This is a genomic window from Cellulomonas sp. C5510 (assembly GCF_019797765.1).
GTDB lineage: Bacteria > Actinomycetota > Actinomycetes > Actinomycetales > Cellulomonadaceae > Cellulomonas.
In genome coordinates this window covers 455,678-474,972 of the sequence record NZ_CP081862.1, presented here as the reverse complement: position 1 = coordinate 474,972, position 19,295 = coordinate 455,678, and the positions used below count along the sequence as shown (strand labels likewise).

The following is a 19,295-nucleotide window of genomic DNA, read 5'->3' as shown; positions in this document are numbered from 1 at the left end:
ACGGATCCGAAGGGCCCGGGTGAACGCCGGGGCGCCGTCAGAGGTCGGCGCCCACCACGACGGGCTCGGGCTCCAGCACGATGCCGAACCGCTGCGCCACGCCGTCCCGCACGGTCCGCGCCAGCGCGAGCACGTCCCCCGCGTTGGCCCCGCCGCGGTTCGTCAGCGCGAGCGTGTGCTTGGTGGACAGCGCGGCCGGGCCGGGCAGGCCGTAGCCCTTCGCGAAGCCGGACTGCTCGATGAGCCAGGCGGCGCTGGTCTTCACCAGGCCGTCACCGGCCGGGTACCGCGGGGCGTCCTCGGGCAGGTCGGCGGCGTCCTCGGCCGTGAGCACGGGGTTGGTGAAGAACGACCCCGCCGAGCGGGTGTCCGGGTCCGCAGGGTCGAGCACCATGCCCTTGCGGCCCCGCAGCGCGAGCACCGCCTCGCGGACGTCCGGCAACGGCGCGCGCTCCCCGACGGCGATGCCGAGCTCGCGGGCCAGCTCGCCGTACGCGATCGGCTCGGAGAGGTCGGCGACGCGGAGCTGGAACGTCACGTCGAGCACCACGTAGCGCGGCGTCGGGTACCACGGGGCGTCCGGGTCGGCGGCGTCGGGCAGCGCGCGCATGGAGCGCTTGAGCAGCGAGGTGCGGTAGCCGAACTGCAGGTCGACCAGCGGCAGGGTCCGCACGCGGGCGCGCGACCGGTCCCAGACCCGCACGGTCGCGACGGTCTGGGACACCTCCTGCCCGTACGCGCCGACGTTCTGCACCGGCGTCGCGCCGGTCGACCCCGGGATGCCGGAGAGCGCCTCGATGCCCTTGAGCCGGTGCGACGCGGCGTGCGCGACGACGTCGTCCCACGGGGTGCCGGCGACGACGGACACGGTGACGCCCGCGCACGCCGAGTGGTCGGGCGTGGTCAGGTCCCGGCGGCCGTCGCGCACCACGAGCCCGTCGAACCCCGCGTCGGAGACCAGCAGGTTCGAGCCGCCCCCGACCACCAGCACCGGGACGCCCTCGGCGTCGGCCGTGCGCACCGCCTCGACGAGGTCGGCCTCGGAGGTGGTCTCGACGAACCGGGACACCGGCCCGCCCACGCCGAGGGTGGTGAGCTCCGAGAAGGTGGCGGGCTGCAGGGCGGTGGTCACGGCACGAGCGTAGGCCGGTCCGTGGGCTCCCGCCGCGCCGGGGCGGCGGCGTTCACGACGAGCAGACCGATGACGATCGGGCCGGCGACAGCGAGCAGCGCGTGCCGGTAACCCACGTGCTCCGCGAGCAGGCCGAGCAGCGGCGGCCCCGCGAGGAACGCCGTGTACCCGATGGTCGAGACCACGCTCACGCGCGCGGCGGCCCGCAGCGGGTCGTCGCTCGCGGCGCTCATGCCGACGGGGAACCCGAGCGCCGCGCCCATGCCCCACAGCACCGCGCCGAGCACCGCGAGCCACAGCATGGTGTCCGGCACCAGCCCGAACACCAGCAGGCCCACCAGCCCGAGCGCCGCGCACAACCGCAGCACGGCCACCCGGCCGAACCGGTCGAGCAGGCCGGTGCCGAGGAACCGCATCAGCGTCATCGCGGCCACGAACACCCCGAACGACAGCGCGCCGATCTCGTCCGAGCGCCCGAAACCGTCGACCACGGCGAGGCTCAGCCAGTCGTTGCCCGCACCCTCGGTGAGGGCTGCGGCGAGCACCACCAGCCCGATGAGCAGCGTCCGCGGCTCGAGCCAGGCGGAGAACACCGAGGTCCGTCCGGCGCCGTGCGCGACCTCGCCGTCCGGGGAGGCGTCGTGGCCGGCGGGGAGGAACGAGCGCACGGCGACGACGACGGCGACCGACGACAGGGCGACCGCGAGCAGCACGTGCACGTGCACCGGGACGTCCGCGCGGGCGGCGAGCGCGGCGATCCCCGCGGCCGCGACCGTGCCGACCGAGAACCCCGCGTGGTAGCGCGGCATCACGGTGCGCCCCAGACGCTGCTCGACGACGGCCCCCTCGAGGTTCATCGCCGCGTCCCACACCCCGGTGCCGACGCCGTAGACCACCAGGCCCGCGCCGGCCAGGACGACCTCCCCGGCGGAGGCGCCGACGGCCGCCGTCGCCAGGCCCGTCGCGTTGAGCAGCGCGAAGACGAGGACGGTACGCGCCGCACCGATCCGCGTCACGACGAGGCCGGACAGCGGCAGGGCGACGAGCGACCCGAACGAGCCGACGAGCAGCAGCAGGCCCATCTGGTTCGCCGAGAGGTCCAGCCCGTCCCGCACGGCGGGCAGCCGCGCGGCCCAGGTCGAGAAGTTGAACCCGGACAGCGCGAACACGGTGAACACGGCGACGGAGGCGGCGTTCACGCGCCGGGCGTCGATCGGGGGGTGCTGCGCCATCGCCGTGCTTCCTCGCGGGTTCGTGGGTGGGTGGTGCGGGGACCGGGCCTGTCGCGGCGTGCGGGGCGCCGGGACCGGCCGGTCAGGCGGGGCGGGCCGGCTCAGGCCGGTGCTCCGGGGTGGCGTCCCGTCGGACGCTACCGGAGGGGACGCACGCCGCGGCGTCCTGCGCGGGCTCGTGCGGGGACGTGGGGACGGGCGCGGCCGTCGCGGGCGTGAGGGCCGCCGCGGCCGGGGTGGTCGCGCCGGGCGCGTCGACCGGAGTCGCGGCCGGCAAGCCGTCCGGGCGGCGGACCGTGCGGGCGAGCAGGATCGTCGTCGCCATCGCTGCCGTGATGAGCAGCAGCGCGTGCCGCGGCCCGACGACCTCCGCAGCCAGCCCCAGCAGCGGGGGCGCAGCCAGCGAGGCGGTGGAGGAGAACGCCGAGACCACGGCGACGCGGCCGGCCGCGCGCAGCGGGTCGTCCGAGGCCGCTGCGATGCCGAGGGGGACGGTCAGCGCCGCGCCGAAGCCCCACGCGAGCACGCCGGCCACCGCGAGGGGCAGCGACGGCGCGAACCCGAACAGCAGGAGCCCGGCCAGCGAGACGAGGCCCGACGCGCGCAGCACGCGCACGCGCCCGAACCGGTCGATGAGCCGGGTCCCGAGCAGCCGGACCGCGGTCATCGCGCCGACGAACGCGCCGAAGACCGCGGCGCCGACGGCCTCGGCCTGCCCGAACCCGTCCACGACGGCCAGCGCGAGCCAGTCGTTCGCGGAGCCCTCCGAGAGCGCGGCGGACATGATGACCACGCCGATGAGCAGCGTCCGCGGCTCCCGCCACGCCCCGAGCGCCGAGCCCGGGCGGGCGCTCCGCCGGACGCGGGCGACGCGCAGGCGACCGGCGAGCCCGGCCTCGCGCGGCCCGGCGCCCGCGAGCAGTGCCTCCCGGGCGGCGCGCGCGGCGGCACGGTCGGGCGGCAGCGACTCGATGACCGCGCCGGGGATGGACAGCAGGCGCCACACCGTCCCGACCACCGCCGTGGCGGTGAGCTGGACCAGGACCGGCACGCCGGCCGCCGCGCAGAGCGCCCCGATCCCGGAGCCGACCACCGCGCCGATGGAGAAGGCCGCGTGGAACTGCGGGAGCACCGTGCGGCCCATGCGCCGCTCGACGGCGGCCGTCTCGACGTTCAGCGGCACGTTGCCCAGCGCGAACGCGACACCGGACAGGAAGATGCCGACGGTGAGCACCGGCGCGGAGCCGACGGTCGGCCCGATCCCGATGAGCACGTACGCCGCCGCGAACGCCGCCGTCGACACGTACAGCACCAGGCGGCCGCCGTACCGCGTGACCAGGAGGCCGGCCACCGACACGGTCACCAGCGACCCGACCGACCCGGCGATGAGGATCCCGCCGAGCTCCGCCGGGCTCATGCCCAGGGCGTCCCGGACGGAGGGGATCCGCGCCAGCCACCCGGAGAACATCACGCCGACGAGGCCGAACAGCCCGAGCAGCAGCACCCGGGCGCGCTGTACCTCGGGGTCGACGGGCGCGGCGGGGCGGCGGCTCGCGCCCGGCCGGCGCCCCGCGGAGGACGGCGACCCGGGGCGGGGACGGCGGTTCGCGGGTCGCAGGGAGGCGCGGCCGGTGCGGGCGCGCGGCTGGCTCACGGCAGCTCCTGGTGGGGACGGGCGGACGAGGGGCGACACTCGGTCGAATCGATTCGATCCCGGGCCGCGAGCAGCGGTCGAATCGATGCGAGGGAGACGACCAGTCTGCGGGTACGCTGACGGCGGCGTCAACCGTGACGCCTGCCACCGCCCCCGATCCGGGAGAAGCACCGGTGTCCCAGCGACCGACCCTGGCCGACGTGGCGTCCGCCGCCGGCGTCTCGGTCTCCACCGCCTCCCTGGCGTTCTCCGGAGCCGGCCCCATCGCCGACGCGACGCGCACCCGCGTGCTCGACGCCGCCGCCGGGCTCGGCTACTCCGGGCCGAACCCGCTCGGGAGGCAGCTGCGCAGCGGGCGCTCCGGCATCGTCGGGGTCGTCGTGGGCGACACGCTCCGCCGCTCGTTCCGCGACCCCGTGTCCGTCCAGCTGCTCGACGGGCTCGTCGACACCATCGGGCCGCTCGGGCTCGGCGTGCTGCTGGTGCCCGGGAGCACCGCCCCCGACGCCATGGCCGTCGACCCCCTGCTCGAGACCGCAGCGATGGACGTCGCCGTCATGCTGTGGGGCGGCACGCTCGACGACCCCACCCTGGAGGCACTGCGTCGGCGCGGCATCCCGGCGGTCGTCGTGGAGGGCCAGGACCTGCCCGGCGTCGTGACCGTCGGCATCGACGACCGCGGGGGGATCGCCGACGCGACCCGGCACCTCGTCGGGCTGGGCCACCGACGGATCGCCGCGGTCACGCTCCCGTTCGGGCCCGAGCGGCGCGCGGCCGTGGCCGACGCCGACCGCATCGCCCAGATCACGTGGACGCTGTCTCGCCGCCGGCTCGACGGCATCACCGACGCCGGCGTGACGCCCACCGTCGTCTACGAGACGCCCGCATCGCTCGTCGAGCACGGCACCGCCGCCGCGCACGCGCTGCTGTCCGGCCCCGCCGCCACCCGGCCCACCGCCGTCGTCGCGCAGTCCGACCTGCTCGCCTCCGGCGTCGTGCTCGGCGCCCGCGAGCTCGGCCTCCGCGTCCCCGAGGACGTCTCCGTGGCCGGCTTCGACGGACTGGACCTGCCGTGGCTCGCGCCCGACGTCCTCACCACGGTGGTGCAGCCGATCGCCCGGAAGGGCGCCGCGGTGGGTCGCGCGATCGAGGCGCTGCTCGCCGGGGAGACACCGGCCGACGCGGTGCTGCCGGTCGAGCTGCGGGTGGGCACGACGACGGGGCCGGCACCGCGGGACTGACGCGTGTGCCGGGCCGTACGAGCCCGGGGGCCCCGCCCGGACGAGCCCGGGTGGATCAGGCGAGGCGGACGAGCACCTGCGCCTTGGCCAGCACGCGCGTGCCGCCGGTCGAGACGGCCAGGTCCACACGCGCGGTGCGGGAGTCCGCGTCCACGGCGCCGACGGTCGCGACCACCTCGACGGTCGCCGCACCGGGGTCCGGCACCGGGACGGGGCGGCTGAACCGGGTCTGGTAGTCCACGACGGCACCGGGGTCCCCGAGCCAGTCCGACACGACGCCGACAGCCGCACCCATCGTCCACATGCCGTGCGCGATGACGCCCGGCAGGCCGACCCCGGTCGCGAACCGCTCGTTCCAGTGGATCGGGTTGAAGTCCCCCGACGCGCCGGCGTACCGGACCAGGCGGGCGCGGTCGACGGCGATCTCGCGCCGGCCGACCTCCTGGCCGACCGACAGGTGCTCGAGCACGGGCAGCGCCATCAGGAGTCCTCCCCCCGCACGGCGAGCGTCGAGGTCACGGTCGCGACCGGCTCGCCGTCGGCGGCGCTGATCACCGCGCGGGTCGTCACCATCGACAGCCCGGCACGCTCCGTGACGGAGTCCACGTGCAGCACCGTCACCAGACGGTCCCCGGCGTGGATCGGGCGGTGGTGGATGAACCGCTCGTCGGCGTGCACCACGCGGGTGAAGTCGATGCCCGCACCGGGGTCGGCGATGAGCTGCGCCTCGGCGCGCTGCGCGACCACGACGGCGAACGTCGGCGGCGCGATCACGTCGGGGTACCCGAGTGCTCGCGCCGCGTCGACGTCGGTGTGGGCCGGGTGAGTCGCCCCGACCGCCTCCGCGAACTCGCGGAGCTTCTCGCGGCCGACCTCGTACGCCTCGTTCGGCGGGTACTCGCGTCCCGCGTACTCAGGGTTGACGGCCACGACGGTGCGCTGAGGTCAGCGGGTCTCGCGGTGCAGCGTGTGCCGGCCGTCGCGCGGGCAGAACTTCTTCATCTCGAGCCGGTCGGGGTCGTTCCGACGGTTCTTCTTGGTGATGTAGTTCCGCTCCTTGCACTCCGTGCAGGCGAGCGTGATCTTCGGACGGACGTCCGCGCTCTTGCTGGCCATGGTCTTGCCACCTCTCGCGCCGGGGCGCTTGCGATCTCGTCGTCACGCGCCGGCCGACGCGCGGTTCTCCACACTGGTAGCGGGGGCGGGGTTCGAACCCGCGACCTCACGATTATGAGTCGTGCGCTCTCACCAACTGAGCTACCCCGCCTCGGATGCGCCCGGCCAGGACGGGAGTCCTGACCTGCGACACACCGCAGAGCCCCGAACGGGATTCGAACCCGTGACCTCTTCCTTACCAAGGAAGTGCTCTACCACTGAGCTATCGGGGCAGCGCGGGCTAGGTTACACGGTGGCCGCGGCCGGAGCGAAATCTCGCCGCCCGCACCCGGCTGACCCGCACGATCACGCGGCACCCGCCGCCGGGCGTCGCCGCCCGGCCCGGACCCGGCACCGCCCGGCCCCGTCGCACCCGCGGCACGCGACAGGGCGCCCTCCGTGAGGAGGACGCCCTGTCGTCCATCGCGTGGCGGGTGAGGGATTCGAACCCCCGTAGGCGATGCCAGCTGATTTACAGTCAGCCCCCTTTGGCCACTCGGGTAACCCGCCGGGGATGCGCGCACGGCGACTGCGTCCCCGTGCTGCGGATGGAAGGATAGCAACGGATCGGCCCCGGACCGCAATCGGCCCCCGGGGCGCACACCCGCAGCACCCGCACCGCACGGCAGGAGGAAGTCATGGCAAGCGAGTCGTCGTTCGACGTCGTCAGCAAGGTGGACCGGCAGGAGGTCGACAACGCGCTGAACCAGGCGGTCAAGGAGATCGCCCAGCGGTACGACTTCAAGGGCGTCGGCGCCTCGATCGCCTGGAGCGGCGAGAAGATCCTCATGGTCGCCAACTCCGAGGAGCGGGTGCGCGCCGTGCTGGACGTGTTCCAGACCAAGCTCATCAAGCGCGGCATCTCGCTCAAGTCGCTCGACACCGGCGACGGCGACCCGAAGCCGTCGGGCAAGGAGTACCGGCTCGAGGCGTCGGTCAAGGAGGGCCTGTCCTCCGAGATCGCCAAGAAGGTGACCAAGCTCATCCGCGACGAGGGCCCGAAGGGCGTCAAGACGCAGATCCAGGGCGACGAGGTCCGGGTCTCGGCCAAGAGCCGCGACGACCTGCAGTCCGTGATCGCGCTGCTCAAGGGCGCGGACGACATCGACGCGGCGCTGCAGTTCATCAACTACCGCTGACGCGGGCGCACGACGGCCCGGCCACCCCCGGCGTGGGGGGGCCGGGCCGTCGTCGCTCCGTCTGCGGTGCGCTCAGTAGCGCGTGACCGGGCCCCCGGTGCCGGCCATGCGCTCGAGCCGCGCGATGCGGTCGGCCATGGGCGGGTGGGTCGCGAACATCCGGCCGATGCCTGCGCCCTTGAACGGGTTGGCGATCATCAGGTGGGACACGTCGACGAGCTCGCGGTCCTGCGGCAGGGGCCGCGCCTGCGTGCCGGCCTCGAGCTTGCGCAGGGCGGACGCCAGCGCGAGCGGGTCGCCGGTGAGGGCCGCCCCGTCCTCGTCGGCGTCGTACTCGCGCGTGCGGCTGATCGCGAGCTGGATCATCGTGGCCGCCAACGGGGCGAGGAACACCATGAGCAGCGCCGCGATCGGGTTGCCACCGCGGTCGCGGTCGTTGCCGCCGCCGAAGAACAGGGCGAACTGCGCCACCGACGTGATGACGCCCGCGACGGCTGCGGCGATCGACGAGGTGAGGATGTCGCGGTTGTAGACGTGCATGAGCTCGTGCCCGAGGACACCGCGCAGCTCCCGCTCGTCGAGGATCTGCAGGATCCCGTCCGTGCAGCAGACGGCGGCGTTGCGGGGGTTGCGGCCGGTGGCGAACGCGTTCGGAGCGGCGGTCGGCGACACGTACAGCCGCGGCATGGGCTGCCGCGCGGCCGTGGAGAGCTCCCGCACGATCCGGTACATCGCGGGCTGCTCGATCTCCGACACCGGGCGGGCGCGCATCGCGCGGATCGCGATCTTGTCGGAGTTCCAGTACGAGTACGCGGTCATCGCGAGCCCGAACAGCGCGAACAGGAAGATGTAGCGCCCGTTCGCGACGAACGTGCCGATGCCGAGCAGCACCGCCCACAGGACGCCGAAGAGCAGCGCCGTCTTCAGGCCGTTGTAGTGCCGGTGACCCATGTCCGTCCTCTCGGTGCTCCACGCGGGTCGGTCGACTCGTCCCGCGTGGAGGACAACGCCGCGGCGGGCGCACTGGTTCCCCTACCCTGACCCCGCACGTCGTCGAACCCCGCCCCGGACCCCCTTGGAGAGCACCGTGCGCACCGCCCGCCTGATCGCCCTGGCCGCTGCGAGCGCCCTGGCGCTCGCCGCGTGCGCCCCCGCCGACAAGGAGCCCGCCGCGTCCGGCTCGCCCGCCGCCGACGGCTCGCTCGACACCCTGACCGACGGGGTCCTCACCATCGGCACGTCCGACCCCGGTTACGAGCCGTGGATCGTCGACAACGACCCGTCCACCGGCAAGGGCTTCGAGTCTGCCGTCGCGTACGCCGTGGCCGCGGAGCTCGGCTTCGACGCCGACCACGTCACGTGGGTCCCGGTGACGTTCGACCAGATCATCGCCCCGGGCGCCAAGTCCTTCGACGTCGCGATCAACCAGGTGTCGATCAGCCCGGAGCGCGCCGAGAACCTCGACTTCTCCTCGTCGTACTACGACACCGCGCAGGCCGTCGTGACCGTGGAGGGCAGCCCGGTCGACGACGCGTCCTCCCTCGCGGACCTCCGGGACGCGAGGATCGGCGCGATGGTCGGGACCACCAGCCTCGCGGTGGCGCAGGAGTCGATCGACCCGGCCACCGACATCCAGGTGTTCAACGACAACGACCAGGTCAAGCAGGCGCTGCAGTCCGGCCTGGTCGACGCGATCGTCGTGGACCTGCCCACCGCGCTGTACATCACGGCGGCCGAGCTCGACGGCGGCGTCCTCGTCGGGCAGCTGCCCGCGGGCGACGACCCGGACCAGCTCGGCCTCGTCCTCGACAAGGGCTCGGCGCTGACCGGCCCCGTCACGGACGCCGTCGACGCGCTGCGCGAGGACGGCACGCTCGCCGACCTCGAGGCCGAGTGGCTGACCGACGCGGCCGGCGCTCCCGTCCTGAAGTGATCCCGACGACGCCGCCGGACGGCGCCCGCCCCGCGTGGGTGCCGTCCGAGCGGCAGCGCGACCGGGACGCGTACCGGCGCACGCAGACCCGCCGCTCGACCCTCGTGGCCCTCGTGAGCACGGTCGTCGTGGCGGGGCTCGCCGTGCTCGGCCTCGTGTCGTCGCCCGGCTGGCCGCGGGTGCGGCAGTCGTTCCTCGACCCGGACGTGGCGTGGGCGTCGCTGCCGAAGATCGCCGAGGGGCTGTGGCTCAACGTGCGCGTCATGGCCGTGTGCGCCGTGCTCATCGTCGTGGTCGCGATGCTCCTGGCCCTCGCGCGGACGCTCCGCGGGCCGGCGTTCTTCCCGCTGCGGGCGCTCGCGACCGGGTACGTCGACGTGTTCCGCGGGCTGCCGCTCATCCTCGTGCTGCTGCTCGTCGGGTTCGGGCTCCCCGGGCTCCGGCTCCAGGGCATCCCGACGTCCGCCGTGGTGCTCGGCGGGCTCGCTCTCGTGCTGACGTACTCGGCGTACGTCGCCGAGGTGTTCCGCGCCGGCATCGAGTCCGTGCACCCCTCGCAGATCGCGTCCGCCCGGTCCCTCGGCCTGACGCGCGGGCAGACCCTCCGGCACGTCGTGCTGCCGCAGGCGTGGCGCCGGGTGGTCCCGCCGCTGCTGAACGACCTGGTGGCGCTGTCCAAGGACTCCGGCCTCATCTCGATCCTCGGGGCCGTCGACGCGGTCCGCGCCGCGCAGATCCAGACCGCCACCTACGCCAACTTCACGCCCTACGTCGTCGCGGGCGTGCTGTTCGTGCTGCTCACCATCCCGCTGACCCGGTTCACCGACGCGCTCGCCCGGCGCAGCGGCTGGCTCGGGTCGCAGGCGGGGCTCGCCGGGGCGGGGGCGATGCGGTGAGCGGGCGCGACGCGGTGACCGCCGGCGGTGCGGTGGGCGGGGACCGGACCGGGGCGCCGGGTGCCCCGCTGCTGCGCGTCGACGGGGTGCGCAAGGCGTTCGGCGACCACGTCGTCCTCGACGACCTCTCGCTCGACGTCGCGGAGCACCGGGTCGTCGTGCTGATCGGCGCCTCCGGCTCCGGGAAGTCGACGCTGCTGCGCTGCATCAACCTGCTCGAGGAGGTCGACGACGGCGTCATCGAGGTCGACGGCCAGGAGGTCACCGACCCGCGCGTCGACGCGAACGCGGTGCGCTCGCGGATCGGCATGGTCTTCCAGGCGTACAACCTGTTCCCGCACCTGCGGGTGCTCGACAACGTGGCGCTGGCGCCGCGGCTCGTCCACCGGGTGCCGCGCGCGGAGGCCCGTGACCGTGCGGCCGCGATGCTGGAGCGGGTCGGGCTCGGCGCGAAGGCGGGGGCGTTCCCCGACGAGCTGTCGGGCGGTCAGCAGCAGCGCGTCGCCATCGCCCGGGCGCTCGTGACGCAGCCGGCCCTCATGCTGCTCGACGAGGTGACGAGCGCCCTCGACCCGGAGCTGGTCGGCGAGGTGCTGGACCTGCTCGGCGAGCTCAAGGACGAGGGCACGACGATGGTGGTCGCCACGCACGAGATGGCCTTCGCCCGGCACGTCGCCGACGAGGTGTGCTTCCTGCACGCGGGCCGGGTGCACGAGCGGGGGCCGGCCGAGCAGGTGCTCGTCGACCCCCGCGAGGCCCGCACGCGCGAGTTCCTCCGGCGCTTCACGGCCTGACCCCCGGCACGGGCCGCCCACGCGACCCCGGCCCCCGGCTGCGGCCGGCTGCCTGCCTGCCTGTCTGTTTGCCTGTCTGTCTGTTTGCCTGTCTGTCTGCCTGCCTGTCTGTCTGTCTGCCTGTCTGCCTGCCTGTCCGCGCGATCGGATCCGAACGGCCGGACACACCCAGCGTGTCGGTGCGAACGGATCCGAACGGGTCCCGGTGGGCGAGCAGGTGACGGTGTGGGGACGCGGACTGGCCCGGGTGGGCGGGTCAGGCCTCGCCGGCCGCCTGGGCGAGGGCGATGCGGACCATCTCCTCGCGCGGCACGACCTTGACGCGATCGCGACCGTGCGGCTCGCCGAGCGAGCGCTCGTACGCGTCGAGCAGCTCCCAGCCGGCCCAGTGGATCGGGCGGGCACCCCGCGCGGTCAGCAGGTCGAGGACCGACTGCGGGTCGGGCTCCGCGGCGGAGAGGAACGGGTTGCCCAGGTCGCTGACGTCGCCGGCGTCCTCGACGAGGTGCCGGATCGTCTCGCTCGCGTCGGACTTGGTGTGCCCGATGAGGCCGACCGGCCCGCGCTTGATCCAGCCGGTGGTGTAGACGCCCGGCACGGGCTCGCCGTCGACGTCCACGACCCGGCCCTCGCGGTTCGCGATGACCCCCGCCGCCTCGTCGAAGGGCACGTCCACCAGCGGGGAACCGAAGTACCCGACCGCCCGGTACACGGCCTCGACCGGCCAGTCGTGCGTCTGCCCGGTGCCGGCGACCGTGCCGTCGCCGGCCAGCGCCGTGCGCTCCGTCCGCAGGCCGACCACGTGGCCGTCCTCGCCGAGCACCTCGACGGGCCTGTGCAGGAAGTGCAGGTGGATGCGGCGGCTCGCGGTGAGCTCCTCCGGCTCCTTGAGCGTCCAGTCGGTCAGGGTCTTGACGACCTGCTTCGTCTGGTTCGACGAGTGGATCGCCGCCATGGAGCCCTCGTCGAAGTCGAAGTCCTCCGGGTAGACGACGACGTCGACGTCCGGCACGTGCCCGAGCTCGCGCAGCTCCAGCGGGGAGAACTTGGCCTGCGCCGGGCCGCGCCGGGCGAACACGTGCACGTCGGTGACCGGGCTGGCCTTCAGGCCGTCGTAGACGTTCTGCGGGACCTCGGTCGGCAGCAGGTCGTCGGCGTGCTTCGCGAGCATGCGGGCGACGTCGAGCGCCACGTTGCCCGCGCCGAGCACCGCGACGTGCTGCGCGGTCAGCGGCCAGGTGCGCGGGACGTCCGGGTGGCCGTCGTACCAGGACACGAAGTCCGCGGCGCCGAACGACCCCTCCAGGTCGATGCCCGGGATCGGCAGGTCCGCGTCCTTGATCGCGCCCGTCGCGAAGATCACGGCGTCGTAGTGCCGGCGCAGGTCGTCGAGCTTGAGGTCCTCGCCGTAGTCCACGTTGCAGATCAGCCGGATGTCACCGCGCTCCAGCACCTTGTGCAGGGCGACGATGATCTGCTTGATCCGCGGGTGGTCGGGCGCCACGCCGTACCGGACCAGACCGAACGGCGCGGGCAGCCTCTCGATCAGGTCGATGGACACGTCCAGGCCGGAGCGGGACAGGATGTCCGACGCGTAGATCCCGGCGGGTCCGGCACCGACGACGGCCACACGGACAGGGCGGTTCGAGCTCACGCAGGTCCTTCCTCCGAGGTCCCGGCGCGGCACGGCCCCGGCGGCGTCGGGAGGACGTCCCGGCCGGAGCCCGGCGCGGCGCGCACAGGATGACACTGCCAGTGTAGGACGGCCTAACCTCTGCCGGAGGTGCGCGACTTCCTGCCGTTCTCCGAGGCCCGGCCCGGCAGGTGCCGGCACTGTCCCCGGAGGGCGTTAGCGTCTGCTCGTGACCACCCCGTCCCCGGCGGCCGGCGCCGCCCCGAGCACGACCGCGGCCGTCTCCCCCGCGCCGCCCTCCTCGCCCGCCGCCCCCGCGGCGCTCGACCCCCGCGGGCTCGCCGCCGGCGCCGGCGCCTACCTGCTGTGGGGCGTCCTTCCGCTGTACTTCGAGCTCCTGAAGCCGTCGGGTGCGACCGAGATCGTCGCCCACCGCGTGCTGTGGTCCCTCGTGTTCTGCGCTGCCGTGCTCTCGGTCACGCGGACGTGGCGCGCCCTGGGCGTCGTGCTGCGCTCCGGCCGGACCCTCGCTCTGCTCGCCGCCGCGGCCGTGCTGCTCGCGGTCAACTGGCTGACGTTCGTGTTCTCCGCGCTCAGCGGGCACGTCGTCGACGCGGCGCTCGGGTACTTCATCAACCCCCTGGTCACCGTCCTGCTGGCCGTCCTGGTGCTGCGCGAGCGGCTGCGGCGGCTGCAGTGGGTCGCCCTCGGGTTCGGGGTCGCGGCCGTCGTCGTCATCACGCTCGGCCTCGGTCGGCTGCCGTGGGTCGCGCTCACGCTGGCCGGGTCGTTCGGGCTGTACGGGCTGCTGAAGAACCGCGTCGGGCGCAGCGTGGCGGCGGCGCCCGGGCTCGCGGCCGAGACGCTCGTGCTGGCGCCGGCGTCAGCCGTCTACCTCGTGTGGCTCCAGGGCACCGGCGACGCGACGTTCAGCGCCGACGGCACCTGGCACGCTCTCGCGCTCGCCGGCACCGGCATCGCGACGGCCCTGCCCCTGCTGCTGTTCGGCGAGGCCGCCCGGCGCCTCCCGCTCAGCGTCGTCGGCAGCCTGCAGTACCTCGCACCGGTGCTGCAGCTCGTCATCGGCGTGCTCGTCCTGCACGAGACGATGCCGCCCGCGCGGTGGTGGGGCTTCGGGCTGGTGTGGGTCGCGCTCGTGCTGCTCACGGTCGACGGGGTGCGGGCGCGGCGGGCGTCGGTGCTGCGGCTCGCGGACCTCGCGGCGCGCTGAGCCCGCGGCGGGCAGTCGGCGAGCGGTCAGCCCCGGCCTGACGGGAACTGCCTCGCGCCCTGCTCGGCGAGCCGGATCAGGTCGTCGAGATCGGCGGGCGCGTCATCCCCGTCGGTCTCGAACCCCACCGCCAGGACCCGCGCGTCGTCGAGCGGCATCACCGCGAACTCACCCCAGTGGCCGTCCGAGTCCTGTGTGCGCCACGCGACGACCCGGGAATCCCCGGCGTCGATGCCCGAGATGGCCTCGCCCGCCTCGATGAGCGTCGAGCACAGCTCAGCCGACGACACGAACTGGTCGATCTGCTCACCGGCGTCGATACGGCGACCCGACAGGTCCAGGATCGTGGCTCCGACCGTCGAATCACCGCCCAGCTCCAACCACGTCCCACGCTCCGGCGCCTGCATGCGGTAGGCGGGGCTGAGCCCTTCGCACCACGTCCAGTTCCGCACGATCCCGTGACACGTCCACGAACCACCGTGCGGCGGCTCGGCACGGCGCGGCGCGCGGGAGGGTCAGCGGCGCCGGCGGCGGCCGACGACGCGGCCCGCGAGGGCGGCCAGCAGCACGAGCGCGAGCCCGGCGATCCCCCACCACGTGGCGCCCCGGCGCGCGGCGGCCAGCGGGTCCGTGCGCGGAGACACGTCGATCGTGCGCGGCTCGGGGGTAGCGGCGGCGTCGGTGCCGTGCAGGGGGCTCGGCGGTCCGACCGCGGTGCCGTCGTCGACGAAACCCAGCGCCTCGGCGGGCCGGACGACGCCCCAGCCGACCAGGTCGTCCCGCTCGCCGGGCTGCGTGCGGGCGGCGGTCACCTCGAGGCGGTGCGCCCACTGCTCGGGGGTCTCGTCGGGGTACCGCTCCGCGAGGAGGGCCGCCGCCGCGCTGACGTACGCCGTCGCGAAGCTGGTGGAGACGTTCTCGCCCGACAGCAGGCAGTCGCCGGCCGCGTGGTAGGTCGTCAGCACGTTCGTCCCCGGTGCGGCGACGTCCACGTGCTCCCCGTGGACCGCGTCCGCGGACGGCGCGTCGTCCACGTCGACCGCGGTGACCGCGAGCGCGCCGTCGTACGCCGCCGGGTACCGGGGTCCGTCCGTCTCGTCGCTGCTGGTGGTGCGGTTGCCCGCGCTCGCGACGACGAGCGCGCCGGCGGCGGTGGCCCGGGCGACGGCGTCGCGCAGCGCCGGGGTGTCGGTGGGCGTGCTCATCGAGACGTTGACGACCTGCGCCCCGGCGGCGACGGCGGCCTCGATCCCGGCGGCGATCCGCCCGGCGTCCGGCGCCACGCCCTGCTCCCGCGCCCGGTCGTCGTCGGCGTAGTACACGCGCACCGGCAGGATCTCGGCGTCGGGGGCCAGCCCGACCACGCCGGAGCCGTCCACGGGCCGTGCGGCGATCTGGCCGGCGACGGCGGTGCCGTGGCCCGCGGTGTCCGTGCGCCCGCCGGGGTCGCCGCTGACCGCGACGAGGTCCACGCCGGGCTGCACCGCGTCCGCGAGGTGCGCGTTGCGGGCGTCGACCCCGGAGTCCACGACGGCGACGAGGACGCCCCGGCCCGTGGCGGTGTCCCAGGCACGTTCGGCGGACAGCCGCGCGAGCGCCTGCGGCCGCTCGGTGCAGTACGCGACGCGATCGGGGGTGCACTGCTGGTCGGGCGCGGCGGTCGCGACGGTCGCGGGCACGGCGGCAGCGCGACCCGGGAACGCAGGTGCGGCGGACGCGGGCTGCGCGGCGGGCGCGAGCAGCAGCGCCGCCCCGACCAGCCCGGCGGCCGCCCGGCGACGCCCGGCGGGCACGCCGCTCACGAGTCCCCGGCGCCGCCCGACGCGGCGGTCGCGCCCGACGCGGCGGTCGCGCCCGACACCTCCGTGGCGGCGGCCTCGACCGTCAGCGACGGCCCCCTCGGCAGCAGTGCCGCCCACGCCGGCGGCACGGGCGTCACGTCCTCGGGCTCGTAGCCGAGCCGGGCGAGCACCTCGTCGCTCGCGTCCGGCACGGGGTACGCGCGCCCGGAACCGTCGACGAGGCTGACGGTCGCCGTCCCGCCCTCGGAGGTCTGCGCCCGCACGAGTGCACCGGAGCCCGGGGCGACGCGCACGCCCGGCTCGACGTCGCCGTCACGGAGCACGAGGTCCACGCCGCCGTCGTCACCCGTACGGAGCACCGCGCACGGCACCTGGCCGGCCATCGCGGGGAGCGTCGGCACGGTCGCAGGCAGGTCCGCGGGCGCGACCGGCGTCGTCGAGGTCCGGACCTCCCCGATGTCCGAGGCGCTCACCCGCAGCGGCTCCGCCGCCAGGTCGCCCGCGCCCAGCAGGTACAGCGGGTAGGCGAGGTCGCTCAGCGGGGCCAGCTCGCCGCGGGCGTCGACGACGTAGCGCCGGTCGCCCTCCCCGGTCCCGGTGACCTCCACCAGCGTCCCGACGCGCGTGTCCACGGGCAGCCCGCCCTCCGGCAGCGCGGGCTCGCCCGCACCCTCGACGGTCAGCGGCGCCAGGTCGGAGCCCAGCGGGAAGAGCGTCAGCCAGTCGGCGCCCGCCTGGACCGGGGTGGCCGTGTCGAGGCCGAGCGCGCGCAGCACCGCGGCCTCGTCGGACTCCGGGACGGCGTGACGCACGCCGCCGGCCACGAGGTGGAGCTCCCCGGCGACCTCCACCAGCACCCCCGCGTCGGGGTCGACGTCCGGGGCCGGCGCCTCCGGGTCGAGGTCGAGGGTCGTGCCGCCGTCCGGGGTTACGCAGGACGCCCACCCGGTGGCGGTGAGCCGGCTCGGGAGCGGGAGCTCGTCGGGCGCTCCCGGGATGCCGATGGTGGCCCCGCGGGGGGCGTCGGTGATGTCGTCCTCGCCGACGTCGACCACGTGGAACGAGCCCGAGTCGAGCACCAGGCGCGCGCTCGTCACGTTGAGCACCGGGTGCAGGGTCCCCTGGATCCCGACGTACCGGCTGCCGTCGTCCTCGACGATGACGAGCGACTGGTCGTCCCAGCCGTCCGGCAGGGACGGGCTGAGCAGGCCGAGCCCGAGGCTGCCCAGCACCAGCAGCACGGTCAGCGACACCCCGGCGACGACGCCGCGCAGCGGCTTGGTGGGCTCGAGCTCCCGGCCGCCGGGCGCACCGCTCGTGAACGCCGTGAGCAGCCGGCGACGGCTGTAGGTCTGCGCCTCGACGAGGTCGCGCTTGGAGGCCACGGCTCAGACCAGGCCGGCGGCGGTCACGCCGAGCGGGAGCAGCAGCGCGAGGCAGGCGATCTCGAGGAAGTCGCCCAGCCGCGCGAGGCCGACACGACGCCGCGGCGCCACGAGTCCGAGCCCGATGACGACGGCCGCAGCGGCGCCCGCCAGCACGACCAGCGCCGGGCGCCACGACGGGTGCTGCGTCGCGGCGACCACCGCCACGACGACCAGCACCAGCACGGACATGCCGACCGTCAGCAGCACGTCCAGACGGGAGTACGTCTGCCGTGTGGCCAGCAGCAGCCCGGCGGCGGCGAGCACGAGCAGCAGGGTCCCGGCGACGCCGGTCGCGACGACGGCGGGGGCGGCGAGCACCGCCAGAGCTCCGATCGCGACGCGGAGCGCCACCTGCACGCGGTGCCCGGCGGCGAGCTGCGCCCGCACCTGCCCCGGGCCCACCGGCTGCGGGTCCGCGAGGATCTCGGCGTCGTTGCGCGGCGAGACGACCCGCAGCGGCGTGCTCGACAGCGCCAGCCAGGGCACCCCGATGCTGGCCGTGGCGACCGCGGCCACGACGACGGCCAGCACCTCGCCGGGCTCGGCACCCGTCAGCGCGATGGCCGTCCCGGCGACGGCGACCGCGAGCCCGCCGGCGAGCGGCGCGGCGCCGAGCTCGCGGTGGTCCACCAGGGCCGGCATGCCGAGCAGTCCGGCGACCAGCACACCCGTACCGGCCAGCGCGGCCGGCCACCCCCAGGACGGCGCCTGCGTCGTGGCGGTCAGCCCGGCGACGCCCGCGAGCACGGGGGCGACCAGCACGAGGACGCGGCCCGCGGCCGGCTCCGTGCCCACGCGGCCGACGACGGCACCGGCGACGAGCGCCAGCAGCGAGCCGAGCCCCGCGACGACCGGCGGCACCAGGGAGGCACGGTCCGCGCCGAGCAGCAGCGCCGCCCCGGCGAGCAGCAGCGCGGCAGAGGCCCACGCGGCGCTCAGCGCCGAGTCGCGCGGCGTCCACGGGGCGTACTGCTGCTCGACGGCGTCCGCGACGGCCTCCACGACGTCGTCGTAGATGCGCTCCTGCTCGCGCCGGGCGCCCGACTCCAGGGACAGCACCGCCCCGTCCTCGACGCCCTCGGCGAGGAGGCTCCGGGCGGAGTCAACGGGCGTGCCGTCTGCGCGGACCAGGCGGTACCCGCCGTGCGCGGTCGTGGCGTCCAGGAGGCCGAGCGCGCGGGCCAGGCCCGGCAGCACCTCGGCCATCGGCACGGCGCCCGGGATCCCGAGGTCGAGCCGCCGGTCCCCCGCGGTCACCGACACCCGCACGAGCGTCCCGACGGACGTCGTGGAGGCGGAGGCGTCTGTCATCGGGTCCCCTGTACTCCCTGGGCAGGTCGGCGGTCAGCATAGCGACGGCTCACGGAACCGCCCGTCGGACCGAGCACGCTCCCCGGGTGGTCGCGCCCGACCGGGTGGTCGCCGACGGCGTTCGACCGACTGGCCGTCACTCCTGCGGTGCACGGCCAACACGACAATCGGGACGACTCGGCGCAGAACAGCACCCCCGTCTGGGCCGATCGGGTGAAGCGCAGCACCAGTCAGCGTGAGCGTCCACAGGCTGCGTGATCTGGAGTGACGCTCGTCGAAGCCCTGGGCTAGCCTCCTGAACGGTCCCAGGGGTCGATCCGGTCCTTGGTTCTGCGGCGCCGCAGGGGTGCACGCACCGAGCAGGCCCGCAGGGCCGTGGCAGGGGAGGTGACATGGCAGCAGAGGTCTCCGCAGCAGATGGCGCGCTCAAGCAGGGCGCCGACGCGGTCGCCCAGAGTCGTGGGGAGCTGCAGCGCGAGCTGAGCGCCCTCGAGGGCAAGCTGTCCGGGATCGGGTCGCACTGGCAGGGCCAGGGCGCCGTGGCGTTCACCGCGCTGATGGCGCGCTGGCGCGAGGACGCGAACACGATCGTGTCCGCCCTCAACGAGTTCGAGGCCAACCTGCTCTCCTCGCAGTCGACGTACACCGCGTCCGACGAGGCCCAGCAGTCCACGTTCAGCCGCCTGCAGGGCCGGCTGGGCTGACCCGGGAAGGA

19 protein-coding genes and 3 tRNA genes are annotated in these 19,295 nt (G+C 75.1%); 7 read left to right on the top strand and 15 right to left on the bottom strand.

Going from position 1 to position 19,295, the window contains the following annotated elements:
* Positions 1-37: 37 nt before the first annotated feature.
* The 3 genes from K5O09_RS02140 to K5O09_RS02130 form a co-directional block, all read right to left on the bottom strand.
* Positions 38-1,132, bottom strand: a complete 1,095-nt coding sequence (locus K5O09_RS02140; protein WP_222171238.1) for a UDP-N-acetylmuramate dehydrogenase — start codon at positions 1,130-1,132, stop codon at positions 38-40.
* Complete coding sequence (locus K5O09_RS02135; protein WP_222171237.1) at positions 1,129-2,364, bottom strand: MFS transporter; 1,236 nt, start codon at positions 2,362-2,364, stop codon at positions 1,129-1,131. The genes K5O09_RS02140 and K5O09_RS02135 overlap by 4 nt, the downstream gene beginning before the upstream one ends.
* Positions 2,365-2,446: 82 nt before the next feature.
* Positions 2,447-4,018 carry an MFS transporter gene (locus tag K5O09_RS02130; RefSeq protein ID WP_255595991.1) on the bottom strand — a complete coding sequence of 524 codons (1,572 nt, stop codon included), beginning with the start codon at positions 4,016-4,018 and terminating at the stop codon, positions 2,447-2,449.
* A gap of 173 nt (positions 4,019-4,191) precedes the next feature.
* Between K5O09_RS02130 and K5O09_RS02125 the strand changes: the two genes are divergently transcribed.
* On the top strand, positions 4,192-5,259 hold the full coding sequence (locus tag K5O09_RS02125) for a LacI family DNA-binding transcriptional regulator (RefSeq protein WP_222171236.1): 1,068 nt from the start codon (positions 4,192-4,194) through the stop codon (positions 5,257-5,259).
* 55 nt (positions 5,260-5,314) lie between these two features.
* Here the strand turns inward: K5O09_RS02125 and K5O09_RS02120 are convergent, their stop codons facing one another.
* The 6 genes from K5O09_RS02120 to K5O09_RS02095 all read right to left on the bottom strand — a co-directional run bounded on the left by K5O09_RS02120 (position 5,315) and on the right by K5O09_RS02095 (position 6,924).
* A complete protein-coding gene (locus K5O09_RS02120) occupies positions 5,315-5,740 on the bottom strand; it encodes a MaoC family dehydratase (protein ID WP_222171235.1) in 426 nt (141 codons plus the stop codon).
* A complete protein-coding gene (locus tag K5O09_RS02115; RefSeq protein ID WP_222171234.1) occupies positions 5,740-6,189 on the bottom strand; it encodes a MaoC family dehydratase N-terminal domain-containing protein in 450 nt (149 codons plus the stop codon). The genes K5O09_RS02120 and K5O09_RS02115 overlap by 1 nt, the downstream gene beginning before the upstream one ends.
* Before the next feature lie 15 nt (positions 6,190-6,204).
* Positions 6,205-6,375: a 50S ribosomal protein L33 gene (gene rpmG / locus K5O09_RS02110; protein ID WP_146839572.1), complete on the bottom strand. Its 171-nt coding sequence runs from the start codon at positions 6,373-6,375 to the stop codon at positions 6,205-6,207.
* A 74-nt stretch (positions 6,376-6,449) separates the two neighbouring features.
* Positions 6,450-6,526 (bottom strand) — tRNA-Met (locus K5O09_RS02105).
* Positions 6,527-6,575: 49 nt separating this feature from the next.
* Positions 6,576-6,647, bottom strand: a tRNA-Thr gene (locus tag K5O09_RS02100).
* Positions 6,648-6,842: 195 nt separating this feature from the next.
* Positions 6,843-6,924 (bottom strand) — tRNA-Tyr (locus K5O09_RS02095).
* Between the two features lie 128 nt (positions 6,925-7,052).
* On the opposite strand from K5O09_RS02095, the gene K5O09_RS02090 reads away from it, so the two are divergent.
* Entirely contained in the window at positions 7,053-7,553 is a 501-nt protein-coding gene (locus tag K5O09_RS02090) for a YajQ family cyclic di-GMP-binding protein (RefSeq protein ID WP_222171233.1), read from the top strand.
* Between the two features lie 72 nt (positions 7,554-7,625).
* Here the strand turns inward: K5O09_RS02090 and htpX are convergent, their stop codons facing one another.
* A complete protein-coding gene (gene htpX, locus K5O09_RS02085) occupies positions 7,626-8,504 on the bottom strand; it encodes a zinc metalloprotease HtpX (RefSeq protein ID WP_222171232.1) in 879 nt (292 codons plus the stop codon).
* Positions 8,505-8,640: 136 nt separating this feature from the next.
* Between htpX and K5O09_RS02080 the strand changes: the two genes are divergently transcribed.
* The 3 genes from K5O09_RS02080 to K5O09_RS02070 are packed head-to-tail and all read left to right on the top strand — an operon-like array spanning position 8,641 to position 11,176.
* Positions 8,641-9,486: a transporter substrate-binding domain-containing protein gene (locus K5O09_RS02080; RefSeq protein WP_255595990.1), complete on the top strand. Its 846-nt coding sequence runs from the start codon at positions 8,641-8,643 to the stop codon at positions 9,484-9,486.
* Complete coding sequence (locus tag K5O09_RS02075) at positions 9,486-10,382, top strand: amino acid ABC transporter permease (protein ID WP_370635566.1); 897 nt, start codon at positions 9,486-9,488, stop codon at positions 10,380-10,382. The genes K5O09_RS02080 and K5O09_RS02075 overlap by 1 nt, the downstream gene beginning before the upstream one ends.
* A gap of 32 nt (positions 10,383-10,414) precedes the next feature.
* Entirely contained in the window at positions 10,415-11,176 is a 762-nt protein-coding gene (locus K5O09_RS02070) for an amino acid ABC transporter ATP-binding protein (protein ID WP_304518613.1), read from the top strand.
* A gap of 256 nt (positions 11,177-11,432) precedes the next feature.
* On the opposite strand, the gene K5O09_RS02065 is transcribed toward K5O09_RS02070, so the two are convergent.
* A complete protein-coding gene (locus K5O09_RS02065; RefSeq protein ID WP_222171229.1) occupies positions 11,433-12,830 on the bottom strand; it encodes an FAD-dependent oxidoreductase in 1,398 nt (465 codons plus the stop codon).
* 208 nt (positions 12,831-13,038) lie between these two features.
* Here K5O09_RS02065 and rarD point away from each other — a divergent pair, with 208 nt between their 5' ends.
* Complete coding sequence (gene rarD, locus K5O09_RS02060) at positions 13,039-14,040, top strand: EamA family transporter RarD (protein ID WP_222171228.1); 1,002 nt, start codon at positions 13,039-13,041, stop codon at positions 14,038-14,040.
* A 26-nt stretch (positions 14,041-14,066) separates the two neighbouring features.
* Here the strand turns inward: rarD and K5O09_RS02055 are convergent, their stop codons facing one another.
* The 4 genes from K5O09_RS02055 to eccD all read right to left on the bottom strand — a co-directional run bounded on the left by K5O09_RS02055 (position 14,067) and on the right by eccD (position 18,580).
* Entirely contained in the window at positions 14,067-14,420 is a 354-nt protein-coding gene (locus K5O09_RS02055; protein WP_222171227.1) for a hypothetical protein, read from the bottom strand.
* A 135-nt stretch (positions 14,421-14,555) separates the two neighbouring features.
* Positions 14,556-15,842 (bottom strand): S8 family serine peptidase, encoded by a 1,287-nt coding sequence (locus tag K5O09_RS02050; protein WP_222171226.1) that lies wholly within the window; start codon positions 15,840-15,842, stop codon positions 14,556-14,558.
* Entirely contained in the window at positions 15,839-17,227 is a 1,389-nt protein-coding gene (eccB, locus tag K5O09_RS02045; protein ID WP_222171225.1) for a type VII secretion protein EccB, read from the bottom strand. Before eccB ends, K5O09_RS02050 begins: the two co-directional genes overlap by 4 nt.
* A gap of 3 nt (positions 17,228-17,230) precedes the next feature.
* Positions 17,231-18,580, bottom strand: a complete 1,350-nt coding sequence (gene eccD, locus K5O09_RS02040; protein ID WP_222171224.1) for a type VII secretion integral membrane protein EccD — start codon at positions 18,578-18,580, stop codon at positions 17,231-17,233.
* A gap of 392 nt (positions 18,581-18,972) precedes the next feature.
* Between eccD and K5O09_RS02035 the strand changes: the two genes are divergently transcribed.
* Entirely contained in the window at positions 18,973-19,284 is a 312-nt protein-coding gene (locus K5O09_RS02035) for a WXG100 family type VII secretion target (RefSeq protein ID WP_222171223.1), read from the top strand.
* The last annotated feature ends 11 nt before the right edge of the window (positions 19,285-19,295 follow it).

Excerpts from the sequence above, each read along its gene's own strand:
- K5O09_RS02135 (WP_222171237.1), bottom strand. The coding sequence starts at position 2,364 with ATGGCGCAGCACCCCCCGATCGACGCCCGGCGCGTGAACGCCGCCTCC.
- K5O09_RS02120 (WP_222171235.1), bottom strand. The coding sequence starts at position 5,740 with ATGGCGCTGCCCGTGCTCGAGCACCTGTCGGTCGGCCAGGAGGTCGGC.
- rpmG (WP_146839572.1), bottom strand. The coding sequence starts at position 6,375 with ATGGCCAGCAAGAGCGCGGACGTCCGTCCGAAGATCACGCTCGCCTGC.
- K5O09_RS02090 (WP_222171233.1), top strand. The coding sequence starts at position 7,053 with ATGGCAAGCGAGTCGTCGTTCGACGTCGTCAGCAAGGTGGACCGGCAG.
- htpX (WP_222171232.1), bottom strand. The coding sequence starts at position 8,504 with ATGGGTCACCGGCACTACAACGGCCTGAAGACGGCGCTGCTCTTCGGC.
- eccD (WP_222171224.1), bottom strand. The coding sequence starts at position 18,580 with ATGACAGACGCCTCCGCCTCCACGACGTCCGTCGGGACGCTCGTGCGG.
- K5O09_RS02035 (WP_222171223.1), top strand. The coding sequence starts at position 18,973 with ATGGCAGCAGAGGTCTCCGCAGCAGATGGCGCGCTCAAGCAGGGCGCC.